The organism is Nocardia altamirensis NBRC 108246 (assembly GCF_001612685.1).
GTDB lineage: Bacteria > Actinomycetota > Actinomycetes > Mycobacteriales > Mycobacteriaceae > Nocardia > Nocardia altamirensis.
Window position 1 is genome coordinate 1 of record NZ_BDAY01000099.1, and the last position, 15,706, is coordinate 15,706.

Consider the following 15,706-nt stretch of genomic DNA (forward strand, 5'->3'; position numbering starts at 1 on the left):
AGGGATCGCGTCCCCGATTTGAGAGCGGGGGCCCTGTTCTCAACCAGCCAGCGAAGGAAGCTGGTTTCGCAACCATAGGTGGACTTGAACGCGAACAATCGACTGTGCGTGCACGACTCCGGTCCGAAGGTGCACGGTTTGCGCTGGGGAGTCGTTGATTCTCCAGGAGCGGATGGCGATTCTCCCGCCATCCGCTCCTGATTGTCGGGATCATTGTGGGCGATCAGGCGCTCGTCGAACATGAGCCACTCGGCGAGTCACTTGCAGCGATGACTGGCAGTGGATGTGAACCGACCTGGAATCCCGGCACGGCGCCCACATCGCTACCCTGCACATGCTCCACTGGTGACCCTCGGCCCGGCGTCCGGCGCTTCACACCGACCACGTCGAGGTGGTGCGCCATCATCTCGCGACAGCGAACCCCATCCTCAAGATATGCCCGGCGTTATCGGTCTCGGTCGTCACTACAGAATGATTCGGTCGTAGTACCCGCCACCAGAGCTGGGGGTACCGCAAATGAATATCCCCTTGGGGCCGATACTGCACATCCTCCCCGCATGCGCCAGTGCGGGGAAGCCGTAGTGATCGGTGGCGTTGACGACCTGGTCGAAGTGGGGGTTACCGCCCGGCAGTGTGTACGGCTTGCCGAAGTAGTCGAACCCGTCGCGCGCCTGCGGATCGGCGATGACCTGCGGTGATCGCAGCTGCGGGGTGGAAAAGCCGTACCCGCTGGCGGCCATGGTGAGCACGGGTCGGTCGCAACCGATGGTCCCGTTGGCCAGGATCGCGCAGTTGTGGGTGCCGTAGCTGAAATACACGGCACCGTCGGCGGTGGCGTCGGCAGCGTGCGCCGTGGCGGCGAGCGTGATCGGTGCCACGGCAACCAGGGCGGCTAGTCCGGCGGAAAATTTCGCGATACTGCGCATAGAGCTCTCCTTCACGTGTTCGAGATGCCGCATGTAGGCATGTCCTGTGGTGCGAACCCTGCGTTGTGCAGCCGGTCTTTCCTTCGGTCAGCCGCGAAACAAGCCCATCGCGCACCGCCGGAAGAGAATTCCCGCGCGGAACGCTCCGACAAGCCAAGCAGAGAACATTCAGCTATCTCAATTGGGTGCGGTTGTTTTACTCGACGCAACCGGAGCTTCCGGTCATAGCTCATGGTAGAGGCAGATTTTTCAGCCATAGATAGCGGATGGTTAGAGAATAGTTAGATTTGCACTATCGGGATATCGATTGCCATAAAGTTGCCACATGTTAGTGCCGTCCGGGTTTGAGCGTGCTTCGCTCTGCCATGCATCCGTAATCGGCTGCTTTCCGGACGTCCGCGGAGGTGGCTGGGTTACGTCTGCTCCCAGGTGGAGAGGTTCTGTCGATGCGATCCTCGGGCGAGGCGTACGGACGGGGGCTCGGTTCCGTGAACTAGCAGCCGGGCCCGTCGCCTTGGGAGTCCGCCGTTACTGGATGAGGGAAGGGTGGTAGCCGCGCAGGAGCGCCAGGAATGCCTCCTGCAGCATCGTGGCGTCGCCCCTGGATCGGTTGGTGGCGATCCGGTGGAGCGCGAATCCGTCCGCGAGCGCGATGAAAGCGGGCGCGGCTGCGCGTGCGGCGCCGACCGATTCCAGCAGGTCTCCGGCGAGCTGTTCGAACGCGTCGAGTACTCGTTCGACGTCGGGGCGCAGCTCCGGTCGGCGTGCTGCGTGCAGGTAGGTCTCGAATTGGGCGATGGTGCTGGTTGTGGCTTCGGCCCGTAGCACATCGGTGATCAGCTCGAACGCGGCGCCGAGATCCGGTATGGCACCGGCGGTCTGGGCGGTGAGCTGCTGGAACTCGCCGATGATGGTGTCGGCGACGCGGCGCATCGCGGCGATCATCAACGCATCGATCGATGCGAAGAAGTAGCTGGTCGTTGCCTTCGAAACTCCTGCCCGCGCGGCGACCGCGCGATGGGTGACCGCCTCGATTCCGCCTTCGCCGATCAGGGCGATCGCTGCGTCCAGCACCGCATCGCGTCGATCCAGGGTGGCGGTGCGATGGGTGTCGGGACGAAAGGCCATGAATTCATCGTAGATCGATTTGCAGCTAATCCTGGACATATGCCCAGCCTTGGTCATACTCTGGGCAAATGCCCAGTCTTTTCGGCAGACGTAAGCCCTTGTCTGCTGTGCCGATACGAGGAGGTCGCAGCAATGCCTCAGCTCACCGCGCCGCTACCCAAGGACACCGATTTCCTGACCAGCTGGCTGTCCGGCCGCCGGACGGCGTCGGCGAAGATGCTGACACCCGAGGAGGTCGAGGGGTTCCGGCGAGCGCAACGCCTGAGCTTCGACTGTGCCCGGGCGGTGGCCGCCGAGATGCGCCCGGGCTGGACCGAGGCTCAGACCGGTCAGTGGATGATCGGGTGGCTCTACGACCGCGGCGTAAAAACCATGCTGCACAAGCCGATCGCGGTATTCCACGAGCGGAGTATCGCCCCCGACGGCCAATGGGGACCGGTAACCAAGGGAGCCGGTGCGATCTTGCAGGACACCGACGTCGTCATCCTGGACTGCGCCCCGGTCGTCGAGGGCTACACCGGCGACGTTGCCTATACCGTGACCGTCGGCCACAACCCTGAGGTCGACAAGGCGCTGGACTTCCTCGCCCAATTGCGCGCCGAGATCCCCGCATGCTTCGCCGATCCGCAACGAGTCAGGAACGTATTCGAGTGGGTCGACGACGAGATCCGGGCCGCCGGTTACGGCAATGCCGCTGCAGGCTACCCGGAAAACGTTCTCGGACACCGGGTCTACCACCACGGTCGGCTCAACGACCGGCTCCCATGGTTCCTGCCCGAACGACTCGTCGGCTATGTCCTGAGCTGGCACAGTCTCGGGTTCCTCGGCACGCAGATCAGGCGCATGATCTTCCCGGAAGTGCTCGGACCTAAGCATCGCGCGCCGAAAACCGGCATCTGGGCCATCGAACCGCACATTCGCGCGGACGGCTTCGGCGCCAAGTTCGAGGAACTGCTCGTAGTCGAGCAGGGCAAGGCCTACTGGCTCGACGACATCAGCCAGCAGCGCATCACCATCCGCCCCTGACCTTGCCGACCTGCCCCACCACCGAGCGAGCCACTGCCGCTCCTCGACAGCAAGTTCAATCCTCAACGCCTGCAGCTGGATTCGGACGCGCCCGCTCGGGATGGAGGTTCCTCCGGTCACCACGTGAGCACGGCTCATCGGCGTTGCCGCACGGGCAGTGCTACCGGAACGAATGTCAACTGTGTCGCGGCGCCGCGTGTCCTGTCTGGTGGTGCGCGCTCCTGTGCTCAGATGGCGCAGGTACGGAACTTCGACATCGAATCCGGAGGATCCATGTTCGCTCGTTCTCGTGTTCTTGCCGCCGTGGTCTGTGTTGTTGGTGTCGGTTCAGGGATGCCGACCCCCTCGGCTGTCGTCACCGCCGCTCCGGCCGCGGCGCCCGAGGTGTGCACCGAGGAGGAGGAACGAGCCGCTGACGGCAAGCAGGAGGATGTGGATGCCTGTCATAACAAGCGTCTCGCCAGCGCTCAGGCTCGCTTCGACAACGTACCCAACGCAGCGAAACTGCGGGATCGTTCACCCTACGAGATAGAAGGGACTATGGGCGTAACCGGGAGGCCGCGCAAGTCCGTGTTTGATTCTCGAGCAGACGCCTACGCGGCCTTGGCGTCTGAAGTGGTATACGTTCACTGCTTCGCGTTGGTAGAGCATGGGGGAAGCCTGTGCTTTCCCTGTAAGGACGACCACCCAGACGCCGTGTGTGAATTCCAAGCCGGCGGCTCCAGAAGTGACGGCCTGATCCACGATGACAGCCAACTGCCCATGAAGTGGCAGGAGCTCAAGTCCAGGGCGGTGGCCGCGTATGAGAGCGGTCAGGATATGAGTAAAAACGACACCTTGGATGAGCGCCTGCAAGCCGACGCCGTTGAGGCAATGGCTGCCAAGGCGGCGTTCAGGGTGGACTGGTCGAAACCTGGATTGAGCAAATAGCGCCGATTCGCAGCGGCCACCTGGCCGCCAACACCACCTGGGTCCAGAAATCGGCCTCGACCACCACAAGGTCGCGCACCTGCCGAACCCCTCAGCGGCTCGAACGTCGGTTGTCCGAGTCTGTGGTCGAGGAGTTGAGTCGACCGCGCCGAACAGCTCTCCCTCGACGGTCCAGCCCTGGTCTCCTGCAGCAGGCTGATCAGATTCCCTGCAAGCAGCATCCACCGCGCTGCAGGCCGCCGTAGCACGCTTCTTTCAACTCCATGCAGCGAGCACGTCAACTGCGTTCCACACCAGGTCGACGGTGTCGGTGAGAGTGGGTTCGATGTCGGCTGATGACACTACGACCAATGCGGTTTCGTGCGGGACGACGCCTGGAACACTGGCGACTCCGCGAGTGAGTTCGGCGAGGTCGTGGCGGTCGAACGGGGTGCCGAGCCATTTGATAGATCCGGCGAAGATCACCCGATCGGCGACGGGAGCGCGGTCGGCGCCGACGAGGTCTATCTCCGGGTTGAATACGCGGTTCCACCAGCCGCCGACCGCGGTGACGTCTTTCCAGGGCAGGGCTCCCGCGAGGGCGGTCAGTTCGAGCGCATCTCGCACGAGGGGTTCGACTGCTTTGCCGCGCCAGGAGGTCCAGCGCCGAGCGAACAACTCGTAGGCCGCATCGCTTCGCCCCCGTCGAACCAGGTCCTGAACCGAGCGCATGGCGGCGAGGTAGAGCCGAAGATTGCTGTCAGCGACACGATAGAGTGCTGGCTTCCCGGGTTTGACCGACAGTGGCTGGTCTACTGAAAGAACCTGCTTATCTGCCGAAAGCCGGTGTAGTAGAGGCGATAGCGTTCCGGAGGGTAACGCGCCGCTGCGGCTGCCCGCCGTGGCTGCGATGGTGGCGTGGGTGCGCTCCCCGTTGCCGATCGCTTCGAGCACGCGTCGCGCTTGGTCGGGTGCGGGGAACTCGGCGAGGAGGGTGGCCTCGGGCACTCCGAACAGCGGTGCGGCAGGGTCGTCGCATTCGCGTCGCACGAACTCGAGCGGTGACAGCCCCTGCGGCCAGCTGCGCAAGATGCCTGGCAGTCCGCCGGTGATCAAATGTGCGTCGATGCTCTCGGCTGCGTCGAGTCCGAGAGCGCGACCGACTTCGGCCGGGTTGAGCGGATCGAGGACAAGGTTGTCGGCACGCCCGTAGAACGGGCGGTCGTAGGCGGTGAGTCGTTCCATCATGTGGATGTCACTGCCCAGGAGCAGCAGCAAAACCGGGCGTTGCTGCAGCAACCTGTCCCATGCCGTTTGCAACGCGCCATCGAAGACGATGTCTTGTTCTGCCAGCCAAGGCAATTCGTCGATCACGACGATGGTCGGTGTGTCAGCGAGCGCGGTGGCGAGCGATCGCAAAGCGTCGGGCCAGCCGCCGATGCTCTCGGGGAGGGTCTCGGGATCAGCTGCGATCCCCGATCTCTTCAATTCCGCCAGAAACATTGCGAGTGATTCGGAGACCGGCATGCCTTTGGTAGCGGTGAAGTACAGGTACGGCATTTGTGTCGTGTCGCAGAACTCCTGAACCAGTCGCGATTTTCCGACCTGTCGGCGTCCTCGGATGGCAACGGCGACACCCCTGCGAGACTCTGTGACACGCTGCAAGCGAGTCCGCAGCAGTCCCAGCTCGACAGTTCGGCCGACGAACCCTGATGTCATCTCACTCCCAGCGGTAGCAATCTATGTAGATGAGATCTACATAGATTGAATCTACATTAGTTCGGACTGGCGTGGCAGGACAGCCTGCCGGTGTCAGTTCCGGAGTTTGCGCGGGTCGGGGAATCCGAGGGAGGTGTACCCAGGTGCGCGTTTCGAGAGCGAGGAGGCGATGACCGGGGTCAGTACATCGTGGTAGTCGTGGACGGTGGCGGTGGTCTTGCCGGGGTGGGATCGGGTGATGCGTCCGACGTATTGGACGAGGCGGCCTTTGAAGGACACTGGAGCTGCGAGGAACAGGGTGTCGAGGGCGGGGCAGTCGAAGCCTTCGCCGATGAACGAGCCTGTCCCCACGAGCAAGAGCGGTAGTTGGTTGTCTGCGCCGGTGGCAAGCCTTTCCGAAAGTGCGTTGCGGTCTCGGGCTTTCATGCCGCCGCGGAGCACGGTGATGTCGTTGCAGCCGGCGGCGGTGAGGTGCTCGGTGAGCGCTTCGAGGTGTTTCACCCAGGTGGTGAGGACAAGGACGTTGGCCCCGGCGCGGTGCGCGGTCAGTACGTCGGTGACGATCTGCTGCAGACGAGCGTCGTCTGCGATGAGTGCGCGGTAGATCTCGGCGATTCCACCGGGCTGGGCGGGGTCGGCATCGCCGTTGTAGGTGAACTCGGTCGGGTGTACATGCAGGACGGGATGTGGGGCGGGTGTGTCGCCGTCGGTAGGAAGGTGGCCTGGCTCTGGTACGTCGATGGTGTGGGTTCGTGCGCCGAGTTGGTGGTAGATCAGGTCGTCGAGTTGATCGCGCCGGTACGGAGTGGCGGTGAGACCGAGCCAGTATTTCGCGGAGATCTGGTTGAGTACCTCGGTAAAGGCAGAGGCTGCGATGTGGTGGCATTCGTCGACGATGACGAATCCGTAAGCGCTGGTGAGCTCGTCGACGTTTGCTCGACGGGCCAGAGTGGGGAGCAGGGCGATGTCGACGATTCCGGTGGTTTTGGATCGTCCGCCACCGATCTGCCCGCACTTGATGCCGAGGTGGTCAGCGATTCGGGTCCGCCATTGATCGGCAAGGGCTTTGCGGTCGACGAGGATCAATGTCGTGGTAGCGCGCGAAGCGATTACGGCACAGGCAATGACGGTCTTCCCAGTTCCGGGTGGGGCGACCAGTACGCAGGTGTCCTCGGTTTCGATGTCGTGTAAAGCGCCGCACTGCTCGGGTCGCAGCTCCGCCGAGTTCGTGAACTGTTGTGGGCTGCCTTCGATTCGGCTGTCGTCGAAATGCAGTGTGCTGCCTGCGGAATCGACGAGTGCCGTCAGCAGCGGCAGAAGTCCACGGGGCAGGATCAGGTCACCGTCGAGGGTTTCGTCGTAGCTGCGCAGGAATCGTGGTGTGTCCCAGGTGCTTCGGCGGGCGCGTTGGCGAGTGTAGAACTCCGGATTCGGGATGGATGCGGCGTGTTTGACCGCCGAGATCATCGCAGGGCCCAGATCCGCTGATGTCAGCTGGATACGGGCGCCGAACGCTGCACGCACTATGGGTGCTGGCCTCGGCACGATCTTCGAGGAAGTCGGCAGTTGTAGGCGCCGGACGTCGTGTCCGACCTTTGGCTCTGGGGCTGTGGCTGTGAGTGAGCCGATCTGTTTGGGGGACAACCGCGGGATGCTCGACAAATATGCCCATTGGTCGTCGAAGGGTTCGAGGGTAGCTGGGTCCAGGAACAGGGTGGTGCCGTGTTGGCGTCGGGTTCCGTTCAAGGGCGCAGCGATGAGGTTGCCCATGCCGCGGCCGGTATGGGTGTCCTGGGATGGGAAGAGTCGATCGTAGCTGGATAGGTTCATGATGCCGCGCAATTGGATCGCCTCAGCGATCAGGCCTGTGGCTATGCGGCGTGCCGCCTGCGCGGTGGTGGCTTGTGCGAAGAAAATCCACACGTGCGCGCCCCGGCCCGATTGAGAGACCTCGAGGGCGGCGGGAATGTCCTTGGCGCGAGCGGCTTTCAGATAAGCCAGCGCGTCGAGCATCGCGGTGTCCTTATCGAAATCCGCTGTCACCCACCAACAGGTGTCGTCGTCAGCGAGCGGATACAGGCCAACGTGATGCTTCCCGCGTAAATGGGCGGCGATGACATCGTCGGTCAACGGCAGGTAGGGCGCCTCGGATCGGGACATTCCCTTGCTCCACCGACCCCGGATCGCGGGCATCCAGCCAGATCGGCCGTCTCGCTGGTTCTCCCAGCGGATCGCGTAAACGTCGTGGCGGCATCGGAACAGAACCGCACCTTGTCTTCCGGGCAGGAGCTCATGTCGACCGGTGTTCCCGCCGCGGTCTGATCCGGTTCGGCAGCGCGCGCCTGTTGTTCGGTGAGGTCGAGAAGCCGTCGCAGCCGCGCGTTGTCCGTGCGCAAGGAATCCAATTCGCCAGGGAAGCGTTCCACAGCCAACCAGTGTGCCGTTAGTTGCGAGTGCGGCCCAATCACGAGATCCCCGTAGATACCTTATGGCATCTACGGGGACCTAATGGGATCTGTGGGCGCAGCGGGTTCGAACCGCCGACCGCTGGTGTGTAGAGCCGAACCGAACTGTGTTGCCTTGTGTGTCAACGTCTTTCCTGTGCAGGTCGCGGGCATGATGCAGTCCGGCCATTCCAACTGATATCGGCCTGTGCGTGCGCTTCTTGGCACACTGTCGGCACGCTGGATAGATGCGCTGACCTGGGGAAAGGCGATCCGGTAGGCATCGCAGCCTCCGCTGCCTTCGACAAACAGCGTCCGCCTCGAGATGCGGGTTTCTTGTGTTTCGGAATCATCTGCCTACCAACGGATTACGTGTGTTGCTCGCGCGCGGGCGCGACGCCTACCCGCTGCGCTGCTCCAGCGCCGACGCGATCAGTGCGCGGGCGGCGCTGCCGTAGACGGCATGGCCGTGCAGCCCGTTCCACAGCCGTTCGTACAACTCCAGCTCGCTCGGCGCGGTGATGCTGAGTTCGGCGCTGGCAGTTTCGATCAGGGCTTGCCGACGATCGAACAGGTGGAAGCTCCCGGAGAGGTACACGAACTCGGCTTGCAGTGGGACAACACCGCAGTGCAGGCGGGGATTACCGAATGCCACGTCGAGCAGATGCCGCAGTTGCCCGGAGGTCACCTCGTCGTCGCCGAGCGTGGTGCGTAACGCCGCTTCGTGGACCAGCACGGCTACCCGTGTTCCGCCGGTCCGCAAGATGTCCTGTCGCGCCATGCGCGCCGCGACGGCGGTGTTCAGATCGTCCAGGGTGCCGAGAAACCCGATGCACTGGGTGAGTACCGCGCGGGCGTACGGCTCGGTCTGGAGTAGGCCGGGCACAATTGTCGGGTTGTAGATGCGAAGTTGCCGCGTCTCAGATTCGAGTTGCTGACCGCGCTGTTGTCGGCGGGTATGCCCGGATGCGGTGATCCGCCGCCACTCCGCCCACTGCGCACGGACGTTGCGCAGCGACGCCACCAGATCGGGGAGCACAAGCGTGGCGTCACACACCTGGCACCACGCTGCCAGGTCCGATTCGCTCGGCATCTGTTTGCCGTGCTCGATGCGGGATGTCTTGGACCAATGCCACCCTGCCGCAGTGGACAACTGCCGCCCGTCCATCCCGGCGTCTTTGCGCAGCTCTCGGAGCCGTGCCCCGAGAGCTGCCTTCGCTCGTGCTGCTCCGTTCACCGGTTCGCGTACTCCCCGAACGGAATCGCCGCCGACCACACGCGATCACGAATTGCGACCGCGTGCGCGACGATCGCGGGTTCGCCGGTCAGCGCTGCGCCGACCCAGAACCCGTGCGAATCGAACAGGGAGAACGCCACCGCCCGCTCATCGAACAGCCAGAAATCTTCGGTGACCGCGTCGGAGGAGTCGGCATCGTGTCGTGCTAGATAGCGGATGTCCTCACCGGCTGCGACATTGTGGCGACTCAGCGCGAGCAGGTACCGCGTGTAGAGCGTGTGCGGCTCGGTGACGACCCGAGCACGGCGCACCGTCACCCCGCGCGCCACCGTAGCGGCAACGTGGTTCATCCAGCCCGAAAACCATTCCCCGCCTGGGTCGGTGGTTTCGTCGGCACGGAACGCGGCGAGCGATTCGGATTCTGATTCGCTGGCGTAGTCGTCGTGCGTTTCCAGGTGGAAGGCGGACCGTTGTGCGGTGCCGAACACCGGCCGCAGCTCATCAGCGCCGTGAAGCAGGCGCATCCTGACGTACCTCCTGACCGATTGGTACCAGCACGGCCGTTTCGTGGGCAGGAATCTGCATTGTTTCCAGTGCTTCCGCATCGGTGAGCGGTTCGCCGGAGAGCAGGAACGACCCGTGCCCAGTGTCGCGTAGTCCCGATATGCAGGTACCAGGCTCGGTGAACCACAGCAGCCTGTGCGGGATTTCGACGGTATCGGGGTCGTTGGTCAGCCAGCCTTGTACGGCGTAGCGAGGCGGCTCGCTCTCGGTGACATAGACGCGGGGCGATCCGTCGCCGCCGGATTCTCCGCCGATCAATCGAACTCGCATTGTGGGGTCCTCTCGTAGCGCGAGTGTGGGCCAAGTGCGCGTCCACGGACTGATTCTCACTGTCGTACACGGACTCTGGCAATCAGTCGCGCACTCACGCGCACTTTTGTTCCAGCATCAAACTGCACACGCTTAACGTGCATTCATGCCCCGATGCGGGGTAGTCGAGTCCTCCGCATCGGGTGCAAGCCAACCGAGCGACGGAAGGGGCGAGGCCGTGGGCCGAACGGAAGCGTCACCCGTGCGATGGGATGAGGAAGACCTCCACAAGCTCGCAGTGGCGGCGAATGACGACGGCCCGGTGTATCTCCAGCATGAGGACGGGTCGTGGGCTGTGGTCAGCTCGGACGGATGGCCTGTCGGTGCCGAAACCTTGTACGCCGACATGTTCGCTGCGATTGCCATCGTGAGCACCGAACCTATTGACGTAAAACCGATCTCGGTCATAGACACGGAACATCGAGGAACAGCATGACGCGGTGGCAGGCATTCGGGCTCGGCGCGGTCGCGGTGCTGCACCGCTGGGCACCGACGGGTGGTCGATAACGATGGTTGACGGCGGATGGGGCGCAGTCGGGTTCGCGGTCGCAATCGGGTTGCCGCTGATCGTGTGCATCTACGCGATCTGCTTGCCCGAGCGGATCCCGAAAGACCGGCGTCGACCGGTCAGTGAATTGTCGAACGCGCCCGCTCAAGCACCTCCTCCTCGGTCAGAGCACTAGCGCCATGGTGGCTCAGACACATCGGGGTTTGGATCTTCGCGAAGGGGGCGCCTTCGGTTGCGCCGTAAAATTGGCCGGCATTCAGACTGGAGATGTCATCAATTCGCCCACCTCGAGCCCGCGCAAGTTCTTCGACCACACGGATCTGCACCGATGCTCCCAGTCTTCCGTAGAACTGCGTCGCTGCATTGCCGCTGACCTGGTTGTGTAGCGCCTTCGGCGCTTGGGTGGCGTAGACCATGCCAAGTCCGTACTTGCGCGCCTGGGTGGCGAGTTTGAGCGTGCTCTGCTTCGATGCTGTCGTCTGCTGCGCCGGAACGAAAGTCTGCGCTTCATCGAGCACAAGCAGAGCGCCCAGCGGCCGATCATTCGCCGGATGACGTTTGATCCAGGCGAAGAGCGCCAATTGCAGTTGATTCACGAAAGTTTCGGCCTGCCCGTCAGCAAGACCGATACAACTGATCACCGAAACCCTTGCCCGCTTACCAGACACGGGCTCTAGCAAGGTGCCCGGATCTGTCCGATCACCGACCCCACTGAAGACCGGATCGATAATCATCGCAGCACGCAGTGCATCGGCCATGTCCCCGGCCAACTCGCCTGCTCGACGAATGGCGCTCACGCCTTGCGGCAGGCTGGCGAGGAGGGCAACGAAATCCTCCAACTGCCCGCCGCCCCCCAGGCCGGCAAAGTGCGTCATGGCCTCGGTGAGCACCGCCTTACCTCGATCCTGTTTCGTGCGAGGCAATCCCGCTTTCGGAAGCAGCCCCGCGACAGTGGCGGCGACGACGGTCCGCAGGTCGTCGGGATCATCGCCTGCATCCGCAAAATCGGGCAGCGGATTCAATGCAACCGGCCTACCCGACTGTCGGCCCGGTGTCCAGATGACTACATCCGTGCCAGCGAAGTATTCCTCGGCGCGTTGTATATCGCCGGTTCCCCATCCGTTCGGCTGCTGTGGCCATCGATCACCGAGGCGCGCCAGATCGTTGTTGCTGTCGATAAGAATCGATGAAACCCCTTGCAGTGCAACTTCTTCCACAATTCGGCGAAGTAGGACTGTCTTCCCCGACCCGCTACCCGCGAATACCGCCGTGTGTTTGCGCAGCAACGCCAACGGGATCCGGAATTCCTGACCGTGATCAATGTTTCGGCCCAGGCAAAGCGATAGAGCACCATCGTCGGGAGAAGCAGAGTCGCGTTGCGCTGCTTCTGCAGAGAGCGGTTCGGTGGCCCTCGTTGATATCGCCGAGTCCCGGTTGCCTGCCGGTTCTGACTGCAGAGTGTCAGTCAATGCGCCGAGTGTCTTGCTGAACAGTTGGGATCGACTGGCGGGTTGGCGTGAGATCAGCCAGCTGATGAACCCTTGCCGGGCAGTGGTCCCCATTTCCTCGAGCGCCGAGAAGGTGCATAGATCGTCCTCGCATATGGGCAACGCATGACCACCTGCCGCCTCGAACTCGCCAAGGCTTCGCGTGGTGACCGGCCCTGCGGAGAACGGAATGTTGCGCACCACGACGAGATGCCGTTTGTCGAGATCGGGCTGGATATCGGATTCCAAACGGGCCGAACGTAACCGAGTCAGCACAGCGCGGGCATGGGTATGGCCTATGGCGCGAAAGCTCCAGTGCTCCTCGTCCTCGCTTGCCTCGTCGAGGGTGTGACGAAGCCTTGCATGCAACGCAGGCTGAACTTGCGTTCGTTGATCGATCGTCAGATCCCGGCCGTTGCCGCCTCGTTCGGCTACATAACAGTGCAGTGCCGCGTTGAGCACGGCAAACATGCGCTCGTCCTCGCACCCGGGATCGAGGGGACCTATCACGTCCGCTGCTGCACGCAGACGCTCGAATTCGGCGTCGAAGGTGGCCAAGTCCTCCGTAGAAGGTGGTGGCAGCGCCACCGAAATGTCGTCGATTGCGTCGCCGAAGTGTGCGAGCTCGCTGATCGCATCGCTGTCCAGGCACCGCGATACATGTGCTTCAACCTGCTTCAACAACTTCCGCGGAGTGTAGTCGTCGATTTCGCGGTCACGGAAAGCTCCGGACGACACCGGCCAGGATGGATGCGGCGGCTCGAAACCGATCTCCTCGTACTGACTCGCGAGATGACGCTCGACAATCATTTGCGCCACCTGCGCGTCGGGCATCCTGGTTAACAGCCTGAGCACGGTGAAGCGGTCGGCTGCCGAGTTCACTGCCTGTTGCGTGATCAGCCTCCACGACGTCGGGATGCAGGCGGCTACGATAATGGTGCGGGTTGTCTCCTCGCGCATATTCATCAGACCGTCAGCCAGTTTGTCGACCAGCAGAGCCTCGTCCGCGCGCGCGGATTGCGTTATCACGGTGTCTACTTGATCCAGCGCGAGCACCACTGGTCCGGTAAGCGCGAACAGCCAGTTCAAGTCGTTGAATATCTTCTGCGGATCGCGATGACGACTACGAAAACCCCAAGTGGTTCGGTCCGCTTCGTCGATTCCCTCCTCCAGCAGAAGGAAGGAGTGCCCGATATCGCGCAGGTCGCGGTCATTGGCGCGGAAAAGTACGAGCGCCCGCAAAGTATCGTCGTAGTCTCGCCTCGACTCCGTATCGAACTGTTTGACGCGGTCGACGAATTCGTCGAGCTGACCCTTGCCTACCTGGATGTTGCCGCGCAGCCGGATCCGCAGCTCCTTGCTACATTTGGTGTACTCGCTCAGCCCGTCGATCATTCGTCCGAGTTGTCCGCCATCAGCTCCGCTCATTTGGTTGACTACACCGTGCACCGCACCAGACCAGAACGATGCTCCGACGATCAACTTGGGCATGAAGAACGAGCCGCCCTGCTGCTGTACATATTGTCGCAGCCAACCGAGCAGATGAGTTTTGCCGACTCCGCGTTCGCCACTCAGCACCAGTCCGATCGGCTGGCTACGCGGTCGATCCTTGGCTGCCCCCACTGCTCGTTTGATCGCTGCGACCGCGGGTCCGTGCAAACCCTCGACGTGATAGCTCAGCGGACTCCAGATCGCGTCGGTGCCGAGTGCGCTGCTGAACTGGATAGCCGAAAGGGCTCTACGCTGCTCCTCATTCATTGCGGTACCTCGATGGTCAGCAGGTGCCGCGCCGTGCCGCCAAGTACGACTGCGGCCTCGCGATCGCGGTCAGTGAGCGTCTTCTGGTCGGCTTCGGCATGCACATCGACGTCCTCGCGCCGGGCCAATTGCTTCAAGGCTCGGTCGAACTCGCTGTCTGGCACGTTCAGCCGATCCCGCAACACAGCGAGCCGCACCGGAGCGCCGCTACCTCGTGTCAGATCGGCATAGGCCGCCGCCATCTGACCCGCAACATCAGGCCGAAAGACCTCGACGAGTGTGTGCTCGGTGTCGTCGAGGTACCGGCCCAAGCCGGCCAAGACCACATACAGTGCGCCACCCACACCACCGGACCGAGCGGGACGGGACTTGAAAAGCTCTGCAGCACACCACGTCGTGCCCTTCTCGGTGAGTTCGTGTACGAAGGCACGTTTCACCTTTGTGCTCTCGACCAGTCCAAGTCTGTTCAGGCGAATACGGTACTTGCCATCGAGCTTGATGCCGGCCAGGGCAAGCAGCTCGGCATTGGTGAGCTCGCGCGCCTCCGCCATCAGCACGAGCATTACGCACCGTTCGGTCAGGGTCAGCTGGTCGTCGGACATGTTTGTTCCCGTTCTGTCACGATCATGGTTCAGGCTGGTCAATAGCAGCGAATCCCTTTGCCGTGCTGGTGATTTCGCTCGTTCTTCTGGTGCGCGTAAGAGCGCCGGACGCACGCACGATACGGCCGTCCCGATGCGCAGCCAGCGCGGACGCATAGTCCGCGTCGTTAGCGAGTCGCACCGCAACTAGCTGCCGCCGCCTCTCGGACTCACTGTCGTTCACGGTCAGGATGCCGCGAACCTTGATCCGCCAGCGGTCACCGGACTCATCGTCGGACAGGCTGGTTACCAGACCTTCGACGACACCGGTGCCGGAAGGTGCCGGGTCGGCGTTTCGGCTGCGCGCCAGGATGAGCGCACCTGCCTCACCTGGGAACTGCACGGTCGTATCGTCCAGCGGGGCCAAATGCGACCAGCGGAAACCCAATTCGAATGCGGCGGTGTGGTCGGGTCCGGCCAACCCGGCCAGCGCAGTGCACACCGCTTCGGAGATACCTTGCTGAAGTACGTGTTGGAAGGCATCCTCGTCGGTCGAGCGCGCCGCCTGCAGCACAGCCATCGAACTATGCATGACACGCAGCGCGGTGCGCCGCCCAAGGGGTGCCGGGTCGTTGTCGAAAGGAAGCCTGATATCGAGTCCGACAGTCTCCTGGCTCAACGACAGCAATGAACGCTCCAGTAGCAGGCGCACTGCTTCGGGCGGTCTTCCCTGTAGGGTTGTTCGATTGTCTCCCAATGACTCTCGGGCACTGATCGCAATCAGATCCTGCACGGCCACCAGCAAGCCGGCGCCCATCGGGAGCGTAAAGGTGCTCGAGTGATCTTGGGTCCGATAGGAGACGATATCGAAATCGGGAGTTGTCATATCGAGCCAAATTGCCTGCGGCGAGCGGCCTTCTGCATCGGCGACACACTGCACCAGCTCGCGCAGCCGTGGTGCGGCATCCGCGATAGTGTCTGCCGGAGGGACGAGGACCTCGAATTCGCTTTGGCTCCAGACGCTCGCGTTGCGCCAACGGCCACTTACCCGCCATCCACGCGCCGCCAGATATGCGGTCACCTGGTCGACTCGCGGCGGCAGCGTCATCA

The 15,706-nt window shown here is 62.8% G+C and carries 13 protein-coding genes; 2 read left to right on the forward strand and 11 right to left on the reverse strand.

All coding sequences use genetic code 11. The annotated features are described in order from the left end of the window. From NA11_RS46460 to NA11_RS37940, 3 genes are all read right to left on the reverse strand, one after another. The coding region (locus NA11_RS46460; RefSeq protein WP_218023462.1) for a hypothetical protein at positions 1-242 on the reverse strand (242 nt) is incomplete at its 3' end. A gap of 222 nt (positions 243-464) precedes the next feature. Next, positions 465-926: a hypothetical protein gene (locus tag NA11_RS37935; protein ID WP_069166925.1), complete on the reverse strand. Its 462-nt coding sequence runs from the start codon at positions 924-926 to the stop codon at positions 465-467. A gap of 528 nt (positions 927-1,454) precedes the next feature. Beyond that, positions 1,455-2,054, reverse strand: a complete 600-nt coding sequence (locus NA11_RS37940) for a TetR/AcrR family transcriptional regulator (RefSeq protein WP_069166926.1) — start codon at positions 2,052-2,054, stop codon at positions 1,455-1,457. A 132-nt stretch (positions 2,055-2,186) separates the two neighbouring features. Here NA11_RS37940 and NA11_RS37945 point away from each other — a divergent pair, with 132 nt between their 5' ends. Together NA11_RS37945 and NA11_RS37950 are read left to right on the forward strand one after the other, a co-directional pair. Then, positions 2,187-3,080: a M24 family metallopeptidase gene (locus tag NA11_RS37945; RefSeq protein ID WP_069166927.1), complete on the forward strand. Its 894-nt coding sequence runs from the start codon at positions 2,187-2,189 to the stop codon at positions 3,078-3,080. Positions 3,081-3,311: 231 nt separating this feature from the next. Then, positions 3,312-4,010 carry a hypothetical protein gene (locus NA11_RS37950; RefSeq protein ID WP_141718077.1) on the forward strand — a complete coding sequence of 233 codons (699 nt, stop codon included), beginning with the start codon at positions 3,312-3,314 and terminating at the stop codon, positions 4,008-4,010. 255 nt (positions 4,011-4,265) lie between these two features. Here NA11_RS37950 and NA11_RS37955 read toward each other — a convergent pair whose 3' ends face one another. From NA11_RS37955 to NA11_RS37995, 8 genes are all read right to left on the reverse strand, one after another. Then, complete coding sequence (locus tag NA11_RS37955) at positions 4,266-5,708, reverse strand: ATP-binding protein (protein WP_069166929.1); 1,443 nt, start codon at positions 5,706-5,708, stop codon at positions 4,266-4,268. A gap of 93 nt (positions 5,709-5,801) precedes the next feature. After that, a complete protein-coding gene (locus tag NA11_RS37960; RefSeq protein WP_439957140.1) occupies positions 5,802-8,198 on the reverse strand; it encodes a TOTE conflict system archaeo-eukaryotic primase domain-containing protein in 2,397 nt (798 codons plus the stop codon). Positions 8,199-8,552: 354 nt separating this feature from the next. After that, positions 8,553-9,389: a helix-turn-helix domain-containing protein gene (locus NA11_RS37965; RefSeq protein WP_069166930.1), complete on the reverse strand. Its 837-nt coding sequence runs from the start codon at positions 9,387-9,389 to the stop codon at positions 8,553-8,555. Next, positions 9,386-9,913, reverse strand: a complete 528-nt coding sequence (locus NA11_RS37970) for a DUF6879 family protein (RefSeq protein WP_069166931.1) — start codon at positions 9,911-9,913, stop codon at positions 9,386-9,388. Before NA11_RS37970 ends, NA11_RS37965 begins: the two co-directional genes overlap by 4 nt. After that, a complete protein-coding gene (locus NA11_RS37975) occupies positions 9,891-10,223 on the reverse strand; it encodes a hypothetical protein (protein ID WP_069166932.1) in 333 nt (110 codons plus the stop codon). The genes NA11_RS37970 and NA11_RS37975 overlap by 23 nt, the downstream gene beginning before the upstream one ends. A gap of 666 nt (positions 10,224-10,889) precedes the next feature. Beyond that, on the reverse strand, positions 10,890-14,015 hold the full coding sequence (locus NA11_RS37985) for an ATP-binding protein (protein ID WP_069166934.1): 3,126 nt from the start codon (positions 14,013-14,015) through the stop codon (positions 10,890-10,892). Further along, positions 14,012-14,617, reverse strand: coding sequence for a hypothetical protein (locus tag NA11_RS37990; RefSeq protein WP_069166935.1), 606 nt, complete (start codon positions 14,615-14,617; stop codon positions 14,012-14,014). Before NA11_RS37990 ends, NA11_RS37985 begins: the two co-directional genes overlap by 4 nt. A gap of 22 nt (positions 14,618-14,639) precedes the next feature. Next, positions 14,640-15,704 (reverse strand): hypothetical protein, encoded by a 1,065-nt coding sequence (locus NA11_RS37995; RefSeq protein WP_069166936.1) that lies wholly within the window; start codon positions 15,702-15,704, stop codon positions 14,640-14,642. Between the last annotated feature and the right edge of the window lie 2 nt (positions 15,705-15,706).